Origin of the sequence: Streptomyces radiopugnans, from assembly GCF_900110735.1 — a bacterium.
Classification (GTDB): domain Bacteria; phylum Actinomycetota; class Actinomycetes; order Streptomycetales; family Streptomycetaceae; genus Streptomyces; species Streptomyces radiopugnans.
Genome location: NZ_FOET01000006.1, coordinates 168,699 through 187,068 on the forward strand (window position 1 = coordinate 168,699; position 18,370 = coordinate 187,068).

The window sequence follows — 18,370 nt, forward strand, 5'->3', positions numbered from 1 at the left end:
CGGCCCGCCCGGCCCGGCGGCCGTACCGCGGGGGTGTCCCGGTGCTCGGGTCACCGTTCGGGCCGCCGTTCGGGCTGGGCCGGTACGCAGGGCGCCTCGCGCCCCTCGGCCAGCCGGTCCAGCCGGTCCAGCAGCGCCGCGCGTTCGGCGTCGAAGGCGGGGTCGGCCTGGTAGTCGCCGTGCCCCAGGATCGGCGCGGGCAGCGGGTGTTCGGGGGTGCGGCCGTAGTGCAGCGGGTCCCTCAGCGGGCCGCGGTCCACTTCCTGTCCGCCCTCCTCCCCGGCCATCACCGGGCCGCCGATCGGGTCGGTGAGGCGCCACAGGTTCCGCCAGCAGTCCACCTCCTCGCTCAGCGCACGCAGCGGAGCGGGGCCGAAGCAGGACGGGAACCAGCGTCCGTAGAGCCGCTCCAGCGGGGAGCCGTAGGTGAGCAGCGCGACCCGTCCGCGGGTGTCGGGGTCGAGCTGCCAGACGGCGGCGGCGGCCAGCACGCTGCCCTGGGAGTGTCCGGAGATCACCAGCCGGCCGCCGGTGCGCGCGGTCCAGGTGCACATCCGCCAGGTGAGGTCCGGCACCGCGCGCTCGGCGTAGCAGGGCGGCGCGAAGGGGTGGGCGGCGCGCGGCCAGAAGGTGCCCACGTCCCACAGGATGCCGACGGTGCGGCGGGCTGCCGCGTCGCGGTAGGCGCGGCGGCCCATCGCCACCAGCAGCACCACCATCGCGCCCATCAGCCAGGAGCCGAGCGCCTGGACGGTCTGGGCCACGGCGGGCAGCGGGCCGGGCCAGGAGGCCGCGGCCGGTCCCGGTGGGAGGCCGGTGCGGGCCGCGCCCGCCAGGGCTCCGGCGCCCAGCAGCACGGTGGCGACGGTGACGGAGGCGATCAGGACCGGCGCGGAGTCGGTCAGCCGCGCCCAGGCGACGACACGGGCGATCTGGCGGCTGCGGGACTCCAGCTCGCGGGGCTCGCCCTCGTAGGAGTCGACGATCCCGGGGGTCAGCCGCCTGCGCGCCCGCCCCGCCCGTACCGCCGCGACCAGCGCGAAGGCCACCACGACCAGCAGCAGGACGGGGATCACCGCGGCCTGCCAGCTCAGCAGCACCGGCGGCCCCGCTATGGCGCCGCCGGCCACGCCCGGGGTGCCTTCCTTGTCCAGCCAGTCCGCCACCCGCTGGGCCACGCCGCCGGTGAGCACTCCGCCGAGGGCGCAGGCCAGTAAGGCGACCGCGGCGCCGCCCAGTCCGCCCATGGCGCACCGCCCGGCGCACGAGCCCGGCGGCGCCGCCCGGTGCAGGACGTACGCGGTGACGGCGATGGCGGCGGCCAGCGCGCCCTGGAGGAGCGCGAGCCAGGCGAACACGCCGGTGCCCGGCAGCTGGGCGGAGGGGGCCCAGTCCGGACGCGGCCAGGCGGCGTGGACGGCGGTCAGCGCCAGTGCGCCCAGCGCGGCGCCCGGCAGGACCTTCGACGCCCACCGGTCGATCCGCTCGTCCGGCTCGGACTCGGTGCGGCCCTTGCGGACCGCGACCAGCAAGGTCGCCGCCCAGCCCGCCGCGAGGACGGCGGTCAGCGCCCGTCCCAGGGCCTCCGGCACGGCGTCGCCGCCGGGGCGCAGATCGTGGGAGGCGGCCGCGGTCAGCAGGGTGGTGGCGACCGTGAGCAGTCCGGCCGCGGTGTGGGCGGCGCGCAGCCGGGAGACCAGGCGGCGGCCGTACCAGAAGCCCGGCAGGGAGAGCGCGGGCCGCTCCCCGCCGGGCAGCGGCCGGGTCGGGCCCGGCGGGCGCGGGGGCGGCGAGGCGGACTCATAGGCGCTCCAGGTGCGGTGCGACAGCCACCACAGCAGGGCGGTCAGCGCAGCGGGCACCAGCGCGGCCAGGACCAGGCGGCGGCCGGGCGAGGCCCACCAGCCCCCGGTGAGCGGCCCGAGCCAGGACTTGCCGCGCGCGCAGCGCTCGGAGGCGGCGCACTGCCAGGCCACCAGGTCGAGTGCGACCTCGCAGGCCGCGGCGGTGAGCAGCACGGTCAGGGAGAGCGCCACCAGCCGCACCAGGACGTCGTAGACGCGCTGGCCGCGGTGGTGTGCGGGAGCGGCCGGACGCATCCAGTGGGCGAGGTTGGCGACCATGAACGGCAGCAGGAGCAGCCACAGGGCGCGGGCGCTGTTGCCGGAGGTGAGGTTGGACCAGCAGTACGCCTCGGGGATCGGCCGCTGCCGGGCGCGGTCGGCCGACGGCTCGGCGAGGGGGTCGGCCGACCGGTCGGCGGTCAGGCCGCCGGAGTACCCCCCGAAGCGGCTCTCGGCGTCCGCGTCGTCGGCGCGGCGGTGGATGCCGGCGGTGTCGTCACCGGTGACCCGCACCGTGCGCGGATCGCCGAGCATCTCCTGCGGTGTGGTGCCGCCGACTCCGTGCACCAGGAGTTCCAGCGCCGGTTCCCCCTGGCCGCGGCGCTGTCCCGCCGGCGTCGCCGGCCGGTTGTCGGGCATGCTGCGCTCCCCCCGATCCGGTGTGCGTCCCCGTTTCCCGCGGCGTCCCCGCGGCGGCATCCAGGATGGCGGCTGCGGGGCCCTGCGCGCAGCCCGACCGGCCGGACCGGGCGTCACGATCGCGCTTCGGAGCGCGCCGCGGCCGCGTGGAAGGATGGGGCCGAACAGATGCCCGTATCCGCGCACACGGCCGCGCCCGCGATCACGCGTGCGGCCGCCGGTGGACCAGAAGGGACGGACCAGCAGGTGGGTGACAACCAGAACCTCCTGGCGGAGCAGCGGCGCGCGCTCATCCTGGAGGAGGTCAGGCGCCGCGGCGGGGCGCGGGTCAACGAGCTGACCCGCAGGCTCAACGTCTCGGACATGACCGTGCGCCGCGATCTGGACGCGCTGGCGCGGCAGGGCGTGCTGGAGAAGGTGCACGGCGGTGCGGTGCCGGTGTCGGGGGCGAGCACGCACGAGCCGGGGTTCGAGGCGAAGTCGTCGCTGGAGCAGGACGCCAAGGAGGACATCGCGCGGGCCGCGGCGGCGATGGCGGCACCGGGCGGCGCGATCGCGCTCTCCGGGGGGACAACGACGTACGCGCTGGCCCGGTGCCTGCTGGACGTGCCGGATCTGACGGTGGTCACCAACTCGCTGCGGGTGGCGGACGTCTTCCACACCGCGCAGCGCGCGGACGCCTCGCGGAGCGGCCGTCCGGGGGCGGCGACGGTGGTGCTCACCGGCGGGGTGCGCACCCCGTCGGACTCCCTGGTGGGGCCGGTGGCGGACGCGGCGATCGGCTCGCTCCACTTCGACGTGCTCTTCCTCGGGGTGCACGGCATATCCGCCGAGGCCGGACTGTCCACGCCCAATCTGGCCGAGGCGGAGACCAACCGCCGTCTGATGCGCTCCGCGCGGCGGGTGGTGGTCGTCGCCGACCACACCAAGTGGGGGACGGTGGGCCTGAGTTCGTTCGCCTCCCTGGCGGAGGTGGACACGCTGGTGACCGACGGCGGCATGCCGGAGCGAACGCGCGCGGAGATCCGCGAGGCGCTGCCGGAACTGGACCTGGTGGTGGCGGAGGGAGGGCCCGTCGAGCAGGGCCTGAGCCTCGGCGAGGAGCGGCAGGGGACCGGCCCCTGAGGCGCCGGCCGGGGCGCGCGGGACGGTGCCGGGCCCGGAGGTGGTGTTCCCGGGGCGCGCGCGCCGCCGGGCGCGTGCCGCGGTGCGCGTAGTGGGGTACGCGCACCCTGGCGCGTCGGCCCCGGCGGGTGCAGACTTCATGACAGGGCAGGACAGGACAGGACGGACAGGGCAGCACCCGGTGGGGGTGGCGCCGGTGACGGCCCGGCCGTGAGGCGGGCCGGCGGTGACGAGGTGGGAGGCGTTGCGCTGTGGCGGAGCCCGAGTTCAGTGCCACCGGAGTGCGGATAGCCCGGTGGCTGCGGTCCCTCACCCGGGCCGGGCAGGTCGTCGTCCGCGACGGGCGGCTGGTGCTGCTGACCAGTTACGGCCGTGAGATCGACAGCGCGCCGGTGGAGCAGGTCCGCGTCAGCGAGCCGTGGTACGCCGCGCGCGGACGGGCCCTGGCGGCCGTCAACGGCACCTGGTACGCGCTGCGCCTGAAGGGGCAGACGAGCGACGGTCTGGTGGCCGCGCTGCGCGGTGCCCGCGCCCGGGCGAGCGGGGCGCCGGGGAGGTCCGGGGCGGCGAAGGTCGCGGCGAAGCGGCGCGCGGCCCCGGCCGACGGCTGAGGCGCCCGGGACCCGGGGCCGGAGCCCGGTCCGGGGCCCGGTGGGCGCCCACCGGGGTGCGCCTGCCGTGGTGCGCCCACCCGGAAAGGTCGCCTGATTTGCACCTTTTCATCACCTGAATCACGCTGATGTCTATGCCGTAGCGGCCGTCAGAGTGCCCGACGCCCTCCTTCCGCGGTCCGGACACCTCCAACTCTCACCAGGGAGCCGCAGTCGTGATCAGTCACCCCAGCGCGTCCGGCCGGCAGCGGACGGTGGAGTTCCAGGCGCTGCCCTCTCGAACCGGTCAGATCCGCCGCATCGTGTCGGCCCAACTGCGTTACTGGAAGCTGGAGGCGCTCGTCGGCCCGGCCGCCGACGGCGTCACCGAACTGCTGGCGGGAGCCCTCCGGCAGACGGGCCCGAACGGGCGCTGCACCGTGGAGATCGCGCTGCTCCTCGACCGGTTGACGATCTCCGTGCGCGACCACGCGCCGCAGCTCTCCCCCGCCCATGCCATGGGGGCGCTCCTCGCGGGCGAACGCTCGCCGGCCCGGAGCGGCGGTACCGGCCGGGCCGCGCGGATCACCCTGCCGGTGCCGGCGCCCGCCTCGCCGGGCCCTGCGGCCCGGCCCGAACCACTGCCGCGCGCCTGACGGGCCCGGGGCCGGAGCCGGAAGCGGCCCCCGGTCCGTGGGGCCCGGTCGGCCCCGGTCAGCCCCGGTCAGCCCCGCGCCACCGTCATGGGATCGTCCAGGACCGGCTGCCAGGCGAGTTCGGCGGCGCCCACCAGGCCGCTGTAGTCCAGTGCGCAGGCGAGCACCGGCACCCCGCCGTCACGCCCCCACAGACTGCGCTCGGCGATGACGTTCTGCAGCCGCTCGGCGTCCGCCTCCAGCAGGGCGCGGTGCAGCCCGCCGAGGATGATCCGGTCCGGGTCGAGGATGTTGACCAGACCGGCCAGGCCCAGGCCGAGCCGGTCGATGAGCAGGTGCGCGGCGTCGCGCACGGCCGGGTCGGTGGCGTACTCCGTGCGCAGCAGCTCCAGGGCGCGCTTGAGCAGGCCGGTCTCCGGGCCGGGCTCGCGGCCGGCGGCCTCCAGGAAGGCCAGCGGGTCGGTCTCCACGTCCAGGCAGCCGCGTCCGCCGCAGTGGCAGGACCTGCCGTCCGGGTCCACGGTCAGATGGCCGACCTCCAGGGCCAGGCCCGAACTGCCGGTGTGCAGACGGCCGTCGAGGACGAGCGCGCCGCCGACGCCGCGGTGCCCGGTGGCCACGCACAGCAGGTCGCGGGCGCCGCGGCCCGCGCCGTGCCGGTGCTCGGCCAGGGCCACGAGGTTGACGTCGTTGGCGGCGAAACCGGTCGCGGGCGCGTCGCCGGACGGCCCGGTGACGCCTGCCTCGGCCAGGCAGCGGGTGAAGATCTCCCGCACCGGCGCCCCCGGGGGCCAGGCCAGGTGCAGCGGGTTGAGGGCGGTGCCCTCCGGCTCGGCGACGGCGGAGGGCACCGCCAGACCGGCGCCCAGACAGCGCCGCCCGGTCTCGCGCAGCAGCCCGGCCCCGGCGCCGACGACCTCGGTGAGGACCTGGGCCGGATCGGCCTCCACGGTCACGGCGCCGGGCACGGTGGCGACGATCCGGCCGCCGAGCCCGACGAGGGCGGCACGGAACCCGTCGGCGTGCACCTGGGCCGCCAGGACGACCGGGCCCTCGGGGTCGACCGACAGCCGGTGGGAGGGACGGCCCTGGGAGCCGGCGGCGACGGCGGGCCTGGAGTCGACGGTGATCAGCCCGAGCGCCTCCAGCTCCGCGGCCACGGCTCCGGCGGTCGCCCGGGTCACGCCGAGTTCCGCGGTGAGCACGGCGCGCGTGGGCGCGCGTCCGGTGTGCACGAGTTCCAGCGCCGGGCCGAGGGCGCCGCGGCCTCTCTCCAGCTTTGTTGTACGCGTCGGGGTCACCGTCCCATTCTGGCTTTGTATCCACCGCGAACAAAGCGGGGTGGTCCGACCGCCGCGAACGGGCCGCGGCGCGCCCTGGCACACTGCCTTCGTGGACATCGACCGCTACCTCGAAATCCTCCGGGAGGAAGGCGAGTTACTGCTCGCCGCGGCTCTGCGCGCGGGATGGGACGCCGAGGTCCCCGCCTGCCCCGGCTGGCGCGTCCGCGATCTGGTGACCCACCAGGGGACGGTCCACCGCTGGGCGGGCCGCATCGTCTCCGAGGGGCGCACCCGCGACGTGCCCGCGCCGGAGGCGGACGTGCCGGACGAGCTGCTGCCGGACTGGTTCGCCCGGGGGCACCGAAGGCTGCTGGCCGCGCTGCGGGAGGCCCCTGCGGACCTGGAGTGCTGGACGTTCCTGCGCGGGGCGCGCTCCCCCCTCGCCTTCTGGGCGCGGCGCCAGGCCCATGAGACGGCCGTCCACCGCGTCGACGCAGAACTGGCCTCGGGCCCGGACCTCTCCCCCGTGGACCCGCTCTTCGCCGCCGACGGGATCGACGAGCTCCTGGTCGGCTTCCACACCCGCCCCACCAGCCGGGTGCGCTCCGCCCGCCCCCGGGTCCTGCGGGTGACGGCACGGGGGTTCGCTCCGTGGACCCTCCGCCTCTCCCCGGAGCCGCCGGTGGTGAGCCGGGAGGAGGACGCGGCGGCGGACTGCGCCGTCACCGGAGAGGCCGCCGACCTCTACCTCGCGCTGTGGAACCGGCGGCCGTACGGGGAACGGGTGTCCGTCGAGGGGGACGCGGGGCTCGCCCGCCTGTGGCACGCCGACTCCGCCGTCCGGTGGAGCGACCCGGCTCCGGAGCGCGTGGACTCCTGAGGGGGCGTGCGGCGCCGGCCGCGGTGACGCGGATCGCCGGCCTTCGCGGGAAGATCCACTGGAACGCCGTCCAGGACGTAGGCTCATTGGTGCGGCGAGGGAGGGCACATGGCTGAGGGTCTGCGATTCGAACTGCTCGGTCCGCTGCGAGCCTTGCGCGAGGGGGACGAGGTGCCGCTGGGGCCGCCCCGGCAGCAGGCGGTGCTCGCCGTCCTGCTGCTCCAGGAGGGGCGGCCGATGTCCTACGACGCGCTGGTGAGCGCGGTCTGGGGCTGCGAACCGCCCTCGCACGTGCGGAATCTGGCCCAGAAGTACGTCTCCGGTCTGCGCCGGGCCTTCGCGGCGGCGGGTGAGGGCTGCTCGTCCCCGGAACTGGTGTGGACCGGCAGCGGCTACCGGCTGGAGAACGCCGGGATCGACGATCTGGCGGAACGGCGGACACTGCTGCGCGAGGCGCTGTCCGCGCGCGAGTCGGGCGATCTGCACCGGGCGGGCGCACTGGCGAGGGAGGCGGAGGAGCTGTGGCGCGGCGAGTTCGCCGAGGGCCTGGCCGGCCCCTACCTGGACGGTGAGCGGCGCCGCTGGGCGGAGAAGCGGCTGATGGTGCTGGAGACCCGGCTGGAGGGCGACCTGGAGCTGGGCCGGTACCGCGAGTGCGTCCACGAGCTGGCGCGGCAGGTGGCCCGGCATCCGCTGCGCGAGCGGCTGGTGGGACTTCTGATGCTGGCGCTGTACCGCTGCGACCGTTCCGCGGACGCGCTGCTGGCCTACGAGGAAGCCCGGCGCCGGCTCCTGGAGGAGCGGGGCGCGGAGCCCGGTCCCGCGCTGCGGGAGCTGCACGCGCGGATCGTGCGCCAGGACCCCTCGCTGCTGCCGGAGTCGGCGCTGGCGTCCTGATCCCGGCCCGGCCCCGGGGAGGGAGCGGGAGCCCCGGCCGCCCGCGGCCAGGAGACCTCCTCGGAGCCGGTCAGTCCGACGGCGGCGGCCAGCCGGGTGACGGCGTGATCGAAGAACTCCTCGCGTGCGTCGACCAGTTGGTTGAACTGGCCGAACACCTCGAAGCCGATCAGGCCGAACAGCTGGGCCCAGGCCGCGATGAACCCCGCGGCCACGGGGGCGGGCAGGTCGGGGCCGAGCAGCTCCACGAGCCGGTCGGCGTCCTCGGCGGCGGGCCCGGGGACGGCCGGCGCGGACGCGCCGCCGGCGGGTTCGCGCAGGACTCCGGCCGCACGGGCGTCGCGGACGACGACGATCAGGGAGAGGCCGACCGGCACCCCGTCTTCCGGATCACCCGGGAGGGATGAACCGGTGACCGGGGTGCCGGGAAGCGGCGCTCGGCGCTCAGCGGTCCATTCTCTCCAGGGCCCGCTGGGCCAGGGGGTGGGTGCGGACGAGCTCTCCGAGGGTGGTCGTCCCCCGGGTGATCCGCGCGAAGGCGTTCCACGCCGGGCGGAAGCCGGTGAGCACCGCGTGCAGCAGCTTCGGGCGGCGGGCGAAGACGGCGTGCATCCGGCTTCCCACGCCCATCTCCACACCCAGCCCCGACTTCACGGCGAAGGCGTAGTTGAGGGCCTGGCGGCGGGCGTCCACCGCGTCGTGCGCCTCGGCGACCCGCACCGCCCACTCCCCCGCCAGCCGCCCGGAGCGCAGGGCGAAGGAGATGCCCTCGCGCGTCCAGGGCTCCAGCAGCCCGGCCGCGTCCCCGCAGACCAGGACCCGGCCCCGGGTCAGCGGGGAGTCCGCCGAGCGGCAGCGGGTGAGGTGGCCCGAGGAGATCGCGGGCTCGAAGCCGGAGAGCCCGAGGCGGGCGATGAAGTCCTCCAGGTAGCGCTTGGTGGCCGCGCCCTCGCCGCGGGCGGAGATCACTCCCACCGTGAGCGTGTCGCCCTTGGGGAAGACCCATCCGTAACTGCCGGGCAGCGGACCCCAGTCGATGAGGACGCGGCCCGCCCAGTCCTCGGCCACCGTCGGCGGCACCGGGATCTCGGCCTCCAGCCCCAGGTCCACCTGGTCGAGCTTCACCCCGACATGGGCTCCTATCCGGCTGGCGCTGCCGTCCGCGCCGACCACGGCGCGGGCCAGGACGGTGCGGCCGTCGGAGAGGACCACGGCCACGGTGCGCCGGTCGGGGACGGCCGGGCCGTGCTGCTCGACGCGGGTGACGGTGGCGCCCGTCCACAGCTCCGCGCCGGCCTTCTGCGCGGACTCCACCAGCGCGTGGTCGAACTCGGGCCGGTTGACCAGCCCGAACAGCATGTTCCGGGAGCGCCGGGTGCGGGCGAACCTGCCGTCCAGCGAGAAGGTCACCGCGTACACCCGGTCGCGCAGGGGCAGTTCGAAACCGGGCGGCAGGGCGTCCCTGGAAGGCCCGATGATGCCTCCGCCGCAGGTCTTGTAACGGGGGAGTTCCGCCTTCTCCAGGAGCAGGACCCGGCGCCCGGTGACGGCCGCGGCGTACGCCGCGGAGGCCCCGGCCGGCCCCGCTCCCACCACCACCACATCCCACACCGGGTTCTGCCGGTCCGTGTCCTCGGCGCCCTCGACGCTTTCCCTGCTCACGTGTGTTACCGCTCCCGCTCGGCCGCTTCCGGTTACCGCCGCATCCTAGTGTCGCGGCCGCCCGGATCCCCCTGTGGGAGTATCGGCACCACACACCCGCCTGTACGCACGGTGATCCCGCCCACAGGCGCACAACGCAGCACCACGAAGGAGCGTTCCCATGGCGCACGACGCCTTGGCAGCCACCGTAGCCTCGCTGATGCCCCGGGCCCGTACCGAACTCGGCGAGCTGGTGGCCTTCAAATCGGTCGCCGACCCGGCGCAGTTCCCGCCCGAGGAGTGCGCGGGGGCGGCTCGGTGGGTGGCGGACGCGCTGCGCGCCGAGGGCTTCACCGACGTGGCCCTGCTGGACACCCCGGACGGCACGCAGTCGGTCTACGGCTTCCTGCCCGGCCCGGCCGGCGCCCCCACCGTGCTGCTGTACGCCCACTACGACGTGCAGCCGCCGCTGGACGAGGCGGCCTGGCTCTCCCCGCCGTTCACGCTGACCGAGCGCGACGGGCGGTGGTACGGGCGCGGTGCCGCCGACTGCAAGGGCGGCTTCATCATGCACCTGCTCGCACTGCGCGCCCTGAAGGCGAACGGCGGGGTGCCGGTGAACGTCAAGGTGATCGCCGAGGGCTCCGAGGAGATGGGCATGGGGGGCCTGGAGCTCTACGCCGAGGCGCATCCGGAGCTGCTGGCCGCCGACAGCATCGTCATCGGGGACTCCGGCAACTTCCGTGCCGGTCTGCCGACCGTCACCGCGACGCTGCGCGGGATGACCATGCTGAAGGTCCGGGTGGACACCCTGGAGGGCAACCTGCACTCCGGCCAGTTCGGCGGCGCCGCCCCGGACGCGCTCGCCGCGCTCATCCGGATGCTGGACTCGCTGCGCGCCGAGGACGGCTCGACGACCGTCGACGGGCTGGCCTCTGACTCCGTCTGGGAGGGCCTGCAGTACCCGGAGGAGGACTTCCGCAGGGACGCCAGGGTGCTCGACGGAGTCGAGCTGATCGGCTCGGGCACCGTCGCCGACCGCATCTGGGCCCGCCCCGCCGTCACCGTCCTCGGCATCGACTGCCCGCCCGTCGTCGGCGCCACCCCGTCGGTGCAGGCGAGCGCCCGGGCGCTGATCAGCCTGCGGGTGCCGCCGGGCACGGACGCCGCCGAGGCCACCAGGCTGCTCACCGCCCATCTGGAGTCCCACATCCCCTGGGGCGCGCGGCTGGCCGTGGAGCAGGTGGGCCAGGGCCAGCCGTTCAGCGCGGACACCACCAGCCCGGCGTACACCGCGATGGCCGAGGCGATGCGCGAGGCGTACGACGGCGCCGAGATGGCCACCGCGGGCATGGGCGGCTCGATCCCGCTGTGCGACACCCTGGGCAGGCTCTACCCCAAGGCGGAGATCCTGCTGATCGGCCTGAGCGAGCCGGAGGCGCAGATCCACGCGGTCAACGAGAGCGTCTCCCCGGACGAGCTGCGGCGGCTGTCGGTGGTCGAGGCGCTGTTCCTGCGCAAGTACGCCGAGACCGTGCGCGGCTGACCGGCCGTCGGCGCGCGGCGCCGGGTCCGCGCACCGGGCGGGTCCCGGCCGTCACGCGCCGACCGGCGTGCCCGCCTCCAGGTTGAGCGTGACGCCCCGTTCGCGCGCCCGCAGCGCCCAGCGCAGCCGCTCCATCCGCACCGGGGGCAGCATCGCGGCGGCCTCCCGTTCGGTGGCGAAGCGCCAGCCGCGCAGCTCCGCGCCGGGCAGCAGCAGGTCGCGGGCGGCCGTGGTGGTCAGCCGGCCGCCGTCGAAGAGCAGCCGCAGACCGCCGTAGCCGGGCGGTCGGGGCGGCTCCCAGTCCACGACGAGCAGCCGGAGCGCGGTGTCCAGCCGCAGCCCCAGTTCCTCGGCCACCTCGCGCAGCCCGGCGCGGGCGGGCGGCTCACCGGGTTCGACCACTCCGCCGGGGAACTCCCAGCCGGGCTTGTAGGTCGGGTCGACCAGCAGCACCCGGTCAGCCTCGTCGAAGAGGAGGACCCCGGCCGCCACGGTCTCCGCGGTCGGTTCCGGGGTCTGCACGATGTCGCAGGCGCCTCTTCCGGCGCGTATCGCCTCCGCCACCTTCTCGGCGGTCTGCCGGGGGGTGAGGAGGGTGGCGTCGACGGTGTGCGCGTCGGCCCGGAGCCAGTCCGGCACCCGGCGGTGGGCCGGGGGGCGCCGGACCGGTTCCGCGCACCGGCCGCGTACCGCTGTGCCGGCCCCGCCGTCCCCGGGCGCCTCCCCGCGCCGGGCGGCCCGCTCGCGGAGGATCGTTTCCTCGACGTCCAGGAGCACATGCCGCACGGGGATGCGGCGGGCCGCGAGCCCGCCGAAGACCTCGTCGCGGTACTCCTGCCGCAGCAGCGTCATCGGCACCACCAGGGTGCCGCCCACCTCGCCGTGGACGGCTGCGGCAGTGTCCACCACGAGCCGCCGCCAGGCGGGCAGGTCCTGGCAGTCCGGCACCTCGTCCAGACGCTTGCGCGGCAGGAGCGCGCGCAGTCCCGCGCCGATCAGGCCGGGGTCGAAGAGGTTGCCGTCCGGAAGCAGCTCGACCAGCTCACGGGCCGCTGCGGTCTTGCCCGCGCCGAAGGCGCCGTTCAGCCAGACGATCACGGTTCCCCCCATTCCGTCGTCCCCGGTTCACTGCCCGCTCCACCCCGCCCCGGAAACGCGCCCCGCGCCCCGTCCCACGCGCCGTCCCGCAGGTTCCGCCCGGCGCGCTCCCGTCCGCGCGCCGGGACCCTCACACCAGCCGGCCCAGCGCCTCGCGGCAGGCCGCCGCGGCTCCGACGAGACCGGCCCCGGTGCCCGTTCCCGCAGGGACGACCTCCAGCCCCCGGACGAAGGAGAGCGTGGCGTACTCCCCCAGTGCCCGGCGCAGCGGCGCGAACAGCACCTCGCCGGCCTGGGCCACTCCCCCTCCGATCACCGCGATCTCGATCTCGGCCAGGGTCGCGGTCGCGGCGATCCCGGCCGCCAGGGCCCGCGCGGCGCGTTCGAAGGAGGCCGCGGCCACCGGATCCCCGGCCCGCGCGGCGGCGGCCACCCCTCGGGCGCTGGCGTCTCCGTCCGGCCCTGGCCGCCAGCCGTTCGCCAGGGCCCGGCGGGCGATGTTGGGCCCGCTGGCCAGGCCTTCCACACAGCCGCGCGCTCCGCACGGGCAGGGGTCGCCGTCGAGGTCCACACTGATGTGCCCGATGTGGCCGGCGTTGCCCGTCGGCCCGGGGTGCAGCCTGCCGTCCAGGACCAGCCCGCCGCCCACCCCGGTGGAGACGACCATGCACAGGGCGTTGTCACGGCCTCGCGCCGCGCCCTGCCAGTGCTCGGCGGCGGTGATCGCCACGCCGTCGCCCACCAGTGTCACGGGCATCCCCCCGACGAGGGCGCGCACCCCGTCCACCAGCGGGTAGTCCCGCCAGCCGGGGATGTTGACCGGGCTCACCGTGCCCCGCCGGGCGTTCACCGGACCGGCGCTGCCGATGCCCAGGGCCGCCACGCGCGACCACTGGGCCGCCGCCCTCAGTTCGCCGAGCACCTCGGCCACCGTCCGCATCACGCCGTCGCCCGGCTCCCGCGCCGGGGTCGGCCGCTGGGTCCGCAGCAGCAGCCGCCCGCGGTCGTCCACCAGCGCGCCTGCGATCTTGGTTCCGCCGATATCGAGGGCCGCGAGAAGATCCTGGTCCATGGGCGGAGAGTCTCACCTATTTCTGACAACGTTGTCCACTCCATTGACCGGCTCTATGCTCTGAGGCCATCGACGCACGAGGACGTGCCGCGTGCGACCGTGTGTCACCGCCCGCCGACGACAGGACGAAACCGCAGTGGCCGACACCGCCCGCCCCGCCCGCACCTCCCAGCGCCGCTACGGGCTGCGGCCGACGATGAAGGACGTGGCCGCCCGTGCCGGAGTCGGCCTCAAGACCGTGTCCCGGGTCGTCAACGGCGAACCCGGCGTCACCCCCGACACCGAGCGCAGGGTGCAGGAGGCCATCACCGCCCTCGGCTTCCGCCGCAACGACAGCGCCCGCATCCTGCGCAAGGGCCGTACCGCGAGCATCGGGCTGGTTCTGGAGGACCTCGCCGACCCCTTCTACGCCCCCCTCAGCCGCGCCGTCGAGGAGGTCGCCCGGGCGCACGGCGCGCTGCTGATCAACGGCTCCAGCGCCGAGGACGGCGAGCGCGAGAGGGAGCTGGTGCTCGCCCTGTGCGCCCGGCGCGTGGACGGACTGGTGATCATTCCGGCCGGTGACGACCACCGCTATCTGGAACCGGAGATCTCCGCCGGGATCGCCACCGTCTTCGTGGACCGCCCCGCCGCCCGCATCGAGGCCGACGCGGTGCTCTCCGACAGCTTCACGGGCGCGCGCGAGGGCGTCGCCCACCTCATCGCCCACGGCCACCGCCGGATCGGCTTCATCGGCGACCTGCCGCGCATCCACACCGCCGCCGAGCGGCTGCGCGGCTACCGGGCCGCGATGGAGGAGGCCGGGCTGCCGGTGGACGGCTCATGGGTCGCGCTCGGACCCACCGACCCCGCACGCGTACGGGCCGACGCCGAGCGCATGCTGGCGGGGCGGGGGTCGGCCGGGGGCCCGGTCACCGCGCTGCTGACGGGCAACAACCGGGTGACCGTCACCGCGGTACGGGTACTGGCGGGCCTGGAGCGGCGCGTGGCGCTGGTGGGCTTCGACGACTTCGAACTGGCCGACCTGCTGACCCCGCCGGTCACCGTCATCGCGCAGGAACCCGCTCTGCTGGGCCGCAGGGCCGGCGAGCTGCTCTTCCGCCGGCTGGAGGGCGCCGGCGAAGCGCCGCGGCGCGTGGTGCTGCCCACCCGGCTGATCCCGCGCGGCTCGGGGGAGATCCCCCCGTACTCCTGAACCCGTCCGGAGGCCCGGCCGCCCGGAGGGAGCGGGCCTTCGGGCCGCGGCCGTGCGGACGCGGACGCGGCCGGGGCCGCGCGGCTCCACACCGACCGCGCGGCCCCGGCCGCTGTCCGCCTTCCGCGGAGGGTGTCAGCCCTTGCGGGCCTTGACCTCCTCGGTGAGCTTCGGGAGGACCTCGAAGAGGTCGCCGACCACGCCGTAGTCGACCAGGTCGAAGATCGGGGCCTCCTCGTCCTTGTTGACGGCCACGATGGTCTTCGAGGTCTGCATGCCGGCCCGGTGCTGGATGGCGCCGGAGATGCCCGCCGCGATGTAGAGCTGCGGCGAGACGGACTTGCCGGTCTGGCCGACCTGGTGGGTGTGCGGGTACCAGCCCGCGTCCACCGCGGCGCGCGAGGCGCCGACGGCCGCGCCGAGGGCGTCGGCGAGGTTCTCGATGACCGAGAAGTTCTCGGCGCCGTTGACACCGCGGCCGCCGGAGACCACGATCGCGGCCTCGGTCAGCTCCGGTCGGCCGGTCGACTCGCGCGGGGTGCGGGAGACGACCTTGGTGCCGGTGGACTTCTCGCCGAAGGTCACCGGGAGCTGCTCGACCTGGCCGGCGGCCGGGGCGGCCTCGGGGGCGGCGGAGTTGGGCTTGACGGTGATGACCGGGGTGCCCTTGGTGACGCGGGACCTGGTGGTGAAGGCCGCGGCGAAGACCGACTGGGTCGCCACCGGGCCGGAGTCGCCGGCCTCCAGGTCGACGGCGTCGGTGATGATGCCCGCGCCGATGCGCAGCGCCAGGCGGGCCGCGATCTCCTTGCCCTCCGCGGAGGAGGGGACCAGGACGGCGGCCGGGGAGACGGCCTCGTAGGCGGCCTGGAGCGCGTCCACCTTCGGCACGACGAGGTAGTCGGCGAACTCGGGGGCGTCGGCGGCGAGGACCTTCACCGCGCCGTACTCGGCCAGCGTGGCGGCGGCGCTGTCGGCGCCGGCGCCCAGGTGCACGGCGACCGGGTCGCCGATGCGGCGGGCCAGGGTCAGCAGTTCGAGGGTGGGCTTGCGGACGGCGCCGTCCACGTGGTCGACGTAGACAAGGACTTCAGCCATGGGAGTTGCTCTCCTGCGAGGATTGCGAGGGCGGTAGAGGAGTGAGGGGTGCGACGGGCCTTGGGGCTCAGATGAACTTCTGGCCCGCGAGGAACTCGGCGAGCTGCTTGGCGCCCTCGCCCTCGTCCTTGACGATCGTGCCCGCGGTGCGGGCCGGACGCTCGGCGGCGTCGTCGACCTTGGTCCAGGAGCCCCCGAGGCCGACCTCGTCGGCGTCGATGTCCAGGTCGTCCAGGTCCAGGGACTGAACCGGCTTCTTCTTGGCGGCCATGATGCCCTTGAAGGAGGGGTAGCGCGCCTCGCCGGACTGGTCGGTCACGGAGACGACGGCCGGGAGCGCGGCCTCGAGCTGCTCGGTCGCGGCGTCGCCGTCCCGGCGGCCGGTGACCTTGCCGTCCTCCACGGAGACCTCGGAGAGCAGGGTGACCTGCGGTACGCCCAGGCGCTCGGACAGCAGCGCGGGCAGCACGCCCATGGTGCCGTCGGTGGAGGCCATGCCGCAGACGACCAGGTCGTAGCCGGTCTTCTCGACGGCCTTGGCCAGCACCAGGGAGGTGCCGATCACGTCGGTGCCGTGCAGGTCGTCGTCCTCCACGTGCACGGCCTTGTCGGCGCCCATGGACAGCGCCTTGCGCAGCGCGTCCTTGGCGTCCTCGGGGCCGACGGTCAGCACGGTGACCTCGGCGTCGTCCCCACCCTGTCGGCGGCCTTCGGCGATCTGCAGGGCCTGCTCGACGGCGTACTCGTCGAGCTCCGACAGCAGGCCGTCCACGTCCTCGCGGTCGACGGTCAGGTCATCGGCGAAGTGCCGGTCGCCGGTGGCGTCGGGCACGTACTTCACACAGACAACGATCCTCAAGCTCACGCCGGCTCTCCTACATGCGTCGTCATTACTGGCTGCCTTGTCTCACAGGCAGCATAGGCGCCTGATCGGGCGGAATCCGGTCCGGTGGGGCCGGCTCTCCATCCAGGATATTACTCGTCAGTACACCCAGGCCCTTACCCGGAGGCAAGGCCGGTGAACTGTGACCTTTCCAACGGCTCAGGAGGGCACTGTGCCCTCGCGCAGCGCGTTGTAACGCCCCGCGTGGTACAGCAGCGGACGGCCCGTGCCGGAGGAGTCCCCGGCCACCACCTCCGCCAGGACCACCCGGTGGTCGCCGGTCGGCACCCGGGCCACCACCCCGCACACCGTCCAGGCGAGCACGCCCTCCAGCACCGGCACCCCGCGCGGCCCCCGGCGCCACCGGGTGGGCGGCGCGAAGCGGTCCGCCCCGGGGCGGGCGAAGGTGGCGGCCAGCTCGCGCTGGTGCTCGCCCAGGATGTGCACTCCCACGTGCTCCGCCTCGGCGACCACCGGCCACACCGAGGAGGCCGTGGCGATGTTGAAGGAGATCAGCGGCGGCTCGGCGGCGACGGAGGCCAGGGAGGTCGCGGTGAACCCGGCGGGGCGGCCGTGCCCGTGGGCGGTGATCACGGCGACCCCGGCGGCGTGCCGCCGGAAGACGGCGCGCAGCAGGGCGGGGCCGGCTTCGGCCGCCTCCGGTGCCCGCTGGATGCCGTTCGGTGCGCTCATATGAGATCCCCTGCCCACAGCAGGCCAGGCTGTCCACCGCGAACGGTCCGCGTCAAGTTCGCCCCCGTGGATGGGACCAGGGTCACGCGGCCGGCGCCCCTCCCGGCCGCCGCGGACCTCCCGGGCCTCACACCGCCTCCCCGATCGCGGCGATGACGTCGGCCTTGCGCGGCAGGCCGCTCGCCCGCCGCACGATCCGGCCGCGCGCGTCCAGCACCAGGACGGTGGGGGTGCGCATGATCCGCAGCCGCCGCACCAGATCCAGCCGGGACTCGGCGTCCACCTCCACGTGGACGACGCCCTCCACCAGCTCCGAGACCTCGGCCAGGATCCGCCGGGTGGCCCGGCAGGGCTGGCAGAAGGCGCTGGAGAACTGCACCAGCGTGGCCCGCTCCCCCAGCCGCCCGGCGCCCACCTCCTCGGCGGTCAGCCTCTCCTCCGCATCCCGTCCGCGCACCGTCATCCTTCCGTTCCGCCTGCTGTGCACCATCCCGAAGGCGCCGGCCAGCGCCAGCACCGCCAGGCACACGATCAGTCCCGTCATCCCTGCCATCCCGCCCATCCCCCCATACCCCGCGTCCGCCGTCCCGCCGCCCCGTCGCTTCCCGCATCGTCTCCCACAGCGCCCGGGCCCGTGCCGCCGATTCCCGCATCCGGCCGCCACCGCCGCCCCGGGTGCGGAATGCTGTCGCCATGAGGGTCGACATACGGGGAACGAGATTCGCCGCCGCCGTGACCACCGCGGTCCTGGCCGCCGTGCTGGTCAGCGGGAGTTTCCCGCTGCTGGCCGCGCAGGCGCTGGTGTTCGCCGCCGGGGCGGCGCTCGGCGTGGCGCGTTCGCCGTACGGACTCCTCTTCCGCCATCTGGTCCGGCCACGGCTGGGGCCCCCGGCCGGGACGGAGGACGCGGCGCCACCCCGTTTCGCCCAGGGTGTGGGCCTGGTCTTCGCCCTGGTGGGTCTGGTGGGGTACGGCGCGGGACCCCTGTGGCTGGGCATGGCCGCGACCGCCTGCGCGCTCGCGGCGGCCTTCCTCAACGCCGCGTTCGGCTACTGCCTGGGCTGCGAGGTGTACCTGGCGCTGCGCCGGATCGCGGGGTGAGGCACCGGACGGCGCCCGAACGTGACGAGGATCTCCTGCCCCCGGAATTGGCCAGGGAAGTTACGGCAGCGTAGGTTCGGGTAGATCCGCCGGGAGAACCCTCCCCAGGCAGCCTCCCAGAAGGGTCCT

Annotated in this window: 17 protein-coding genes and 1 pseudogene; 8 read left to right on the plus strand and 10 right to left on the minus strand. The window is 75.4% G+C overall.

What is annotated here, in order from left to right; all coding sequences use genetic code 11:
• Window positions 1-50 precede the first annotated feature (50 nt).
• A complete protein-coding gene (locus BMY40_RS14520) occupies window positions 51-2,483 on the minus strand; it encodes a hypothetical protein (protein WP_177214010.1) in 2,433 nt (810 codons plus the stop codon).
• A gap of 246 nt (window positions 2,484-2,729) precedes the next feature.
• Here BMY40_RS14520 and BMY40_RS14525 point away from each other — a divergent pair, with 246 nt between their 5' ends.
• From BMY40_RS14525 to BMY40_RS14535, 3 genes are all read left to right on the plus strand, one after another.
• On the plus strand, window positions 2,730-3,608 hold the full coding sequence (locus tag BMY40_RS14525) for a DeoR/GlpR family DNA-binding transcription regulator (protein WP_177214011.1): 879 nt from the start codon (window positions 2,730-2,732) through the stop codon (window positions 3,606-3,608).
• Between the two features lie 251 nt (window positions 3,609-3,859).
• The gene (locus BMY40_RS28625; protein ID WP_245770088.1) at window positions 3,860-4,219 is read left to right on the plus strand and encodes a hypothetical protein; all 360 of its coding nucleotides are present in this window, start codon (window positions 3,860-3,862) and stop codon (window positions 4,217-4,219) included.
• A 215-nt stretch (window positions 4,220-4,434) separates the two neighbouring features.
• Complete coding sequence (locus BMY40_RS14535; protein ID WP_093659468.1) at window positions 4,435-4,854, plus strand: hypothetical protein; 420 nt, start codon at window positions 4,435-4,437, stop codon at window positions 4,852-4,854.
• A 68-nt stretch (window positions 4,855-4,922) separates the two neighbouring features.
• Here BMY40_RS14535 and BMY40_RS14540 read toward each other — a convergent pair whose 3' ends face one another.
• Window positions 4,923-6,155 (minus strand): ROK family protein, encoded by a 1,233-nt coding sequence (locus BMY40_RS14540; RefSeq protein WP_245770089.1) that lies wholly within the window; start codon window positions 6,153-6,155, stop codon window positions 4,923-4,925.
• Window positions 6,156-6,246: 91 nt separating this feature from the next.
• On the opposite strand from BMY40_RS14540, the gene BMY40_RS14545 reads away from it, so the two are divergent.
• Together BMY40_RS14545 and BMY40_RS14550 are read left to right on the plus strand one after the other, a co-directional pair.
• The gene (locus BMY40_RS14545) at window positions 6,247-7,017 is read left to right on the plus strand and encodes a maleylpyruvate isomerase family mycothiol-dependent enzyme (RefSeq protein ID WP_093659587.1); all 771 of its coding nucleotides are present in this window, start codon (window positions 6,247-6,249) and stop codon (window positions 7,015-7,017) included.
• A gap of 108 nt (window positions 7,018-7,125) precedes the next feature.
• A complete protein-coding gene (locus BMY40_RS14550) occupies window positions 7,126-7,914 on the plus strand; it encodes an AfsR/SARP family transcriptional regulator (RefSeq protein ID WP_093659472.1) in 789 nt (262 codons plus the stop codon).
• A gap of 101 nt (window positions 7,915-8,015) precedes the next feature.
• On the opposite strand, the pseudogene BMY40_RS28630 reads toward BMY40_RS14550, so the two are convergent.
• Both BMY40_RS28630 and BMY40_RS14555 read right to left on the minus strand, forming a co-directional pair.
• Window positions 8,016-8,291: pseudogene (locus BMY40_RS28630) on the minus strand (WHG domain-containing protein); the annotation flags it as partial.
• 67 nt (window positions 8,292-8,358) lie between these two features.
• Window positions 8,359-9,525 (minus strand): geranylgeranyl reductase family protein, encoded by a 1,167-nt coding sequence (locus BMY40_RS14555; RefSeq protein ID WP_093659589.1) that lies wholly within the window; start codon window positions 9,523-9,525, stop codon window positions 8,359-8,361.
• 211 nt (window positions 9,526-9,736) lie between these two features.
• On the opposite strand from BMY40_RS14555, the gene BMY40_RS14560 reads away from it, so the two are divergent.
• Window positions 9,737-11,101, plus strand: a complete 1,365-nt coding sequence (locus tag BMY40_RS14560) for a dipeptidase (protein WP_093659474.1) — start codon at window positions 9,737-9,739, stop codon at window positions 11,099-11,101.
• 51 nt (window positions 11,102-11,152) lie between these two features.
• On the opposite strand, the gene BMY40_RS14565 is transcribed toward BMY40_RS14560, so the two are convergent.
• Together BMY40_RS14565 and BMY40_RS14570 are read right to left on the minus strand one after the other, a co-directional pair.
• Window positions 11,153-12,199: an NUDIX hydrolase gene (locus BMY40_RS14565; RefSeq protein ID WP_093659476.1), complete on the minus strand. Its 1,047-nt coding sequence runs from the start codon at window positions 12,197-12,199 to the stop codon at window positions 11,153-11,155.
• 130 nt (window positions 12,200-12,329) lie between these two features.
• Window positions 12,330-13,271 carry an ROK family protein gene (locus tag BMY40_RS14570; RefSeq protein ID WP_093659478.1) on the minus strand — a complete coding sequence of 314 codons (942 nt, stop codon included), beginning with the start codon at window positions 13,269-13,271 and terminating at the stop codon, window positions 12,330-12,332.
• Between the two features lie 196 nt (window positions 13,272-13,467).
• Here BMY40_RS14570 and BMY40_RS14575 point away from each other — a divergent pair, with 196 nt between their 5' ends.
• The gene (locus tag BMY40_RS14575) at window positions 13,468-14,466 is read left to right on the plus strand and encodes a LacI family DNA-binding transcriptional regulator (RefSeq protein ID WP_177214015.1); all 999 of its coding nucleotides are present in this window, start codon (window positions 13,468-13,470) and stop codon (window positions 14,464-14,466) included.
• Between the two features lie 135 nt (window positions 14,467-14,601).
• On the opposite strand, the gene BMY40_RS14580 is transcribed toward BMY40_RS14575, so the two are convergent.
• The 4 genes from BMY40_RS14580 to BMY40_RS14595 all read right to left on the minus strand — a co-directional run bounded on the left by BMY40_RS14580 (window position 14,602) and on the right by BMY40_RS14595 (window position 17,684).
• A complete protein-coding gene (locus BMY40_RS14580) occupies window positions 14,602-15,564 on the minus strand; it encodes an electron transfer flavoprotein subunit alpha/FixB family protein (RefSeq protein WP_093659482.1) in 963 nt (320 codons plus the stop codon).
• A gap of 67 nt (window positions 15,565-15,631) precedes the next feature.
• Window positions 15,632-16,429 carry an electron transfer flavoprotein subunit beta/FixA family protein gene (locus BMY40_RS14585; protein ID WP_093659484.1) on the minus strand — a complete coding sequence of 266 codons (798 nt, stop codon included), beginning with the start codon at window positions 16,427-16,429 and terminating at the stop codon, window positions 15,632-15,634.
• Between the two features lie 177 nt (window positions 16,430-16,606).
• Entirely contained in the window at window positions 16,607-17,140 is a 534-nt protein-coding gene (locus BMY40_RS14590) for a flavin reductase family protein (protein WP_093659486.1), read from the minus strand.
• A 127-nt stretch (window positions 17,141-17,267) separates the two neighbouring features.
• Window positions 17,268-17,684, minus strand: coding sequence for a thioredoxin family protein (locus tag BMY40_RS14595; RefSeq protein ID WP_093659488.1), 417 nt, complete (start codon window positions 17,682-17,684; stop codon window positions 17,268-17,270).
• A gap of 149 nt (window positions 17,685-17,833) precedes the next feature.
• On the opposite strand from BMY40_RS14595, the gene BMY40_RS14600 reads away from it, so the two are divergent.
• Window positions 17,834-18,241, plus strand: coding sequence for a DUF4395 domain-containing protein (locus tag BMY40_RS14600; RefSeq protein WP_093659490.1), 408 nt, complete (start codon window positions 17,834-17,836; stop codon window positions 18,239-18,241).
• The last annotated feature ends 129 nt before the right edge of the window (window positions 18,242-18,370 follow it).

Bases quoted from the DNA above. Each gene is read 5' to 3' on its own strand.
- BMY40_RS14520 (WP_177214010.1), bottom strand. From the start codon at position 2,483: ATGCCCGACAACCGGCCGGCGACGCCGGCGGGACAGCGCCGCGGCCAG.
- BMY40_RS14550 (WP_093659472.1), top strand. From the start codon at position 7,126: ATGGCTGAGGGTCTGCGATTCGAACTGCTCGGTCCGCTGCGAGCCTTG.
- BMY40_RS14560 (WP_093659474.1), top strand. From the start codon at position 9,737: ATGGCGCACGACGCCTTGGCAGCCACCGTAGCCTCGCTGATGCCCCGG.
- BMY40_RS14570 (WP_093659478.1), bottom strand. From the start codon at position 13,271: ATGGACCAGGATCTTCTCGCGGCCCTCGATATCGGCGGAACCAAGATC.
- BMY40_RS14575 (WP_177214015.1), top strand. From the start codon at position 13,468: ATGAAGGACGTGGCCGCCCGTGCCGGAGTCGGCCTCAAGACCGTGTCC.
- BMY40_RS14580 (WP_093659482.1), bottom strand. From the start codon at position 15,564: ATGGCTGAAGTCCTTGTCTACGTCGACCACGTGGACGGCGCCGTCCGC.
- BMY40_RS14590 (WP_093659486.1), bottom strand. From the start codon at position 17,140: ATGAGCGCACCGAACGGCATCCAGCGGGCACCGGAGGCGGCCGAAGCC.
- BMY40_RS14595 (WP_093659488.1), bottom strand. From the start codon at position 17,684: ATGACGGGACTGATCGTGTGCCTGGCGGTGCTGGCGCTGGCCGGCGCC.
- BMY40_RS14600 (WP_093659490.1), top strand. From the start codon at position 17,834: ATGAGGGTCGACATACGGGGAACGAGATTCGCCGCCGCCGTGACCACC.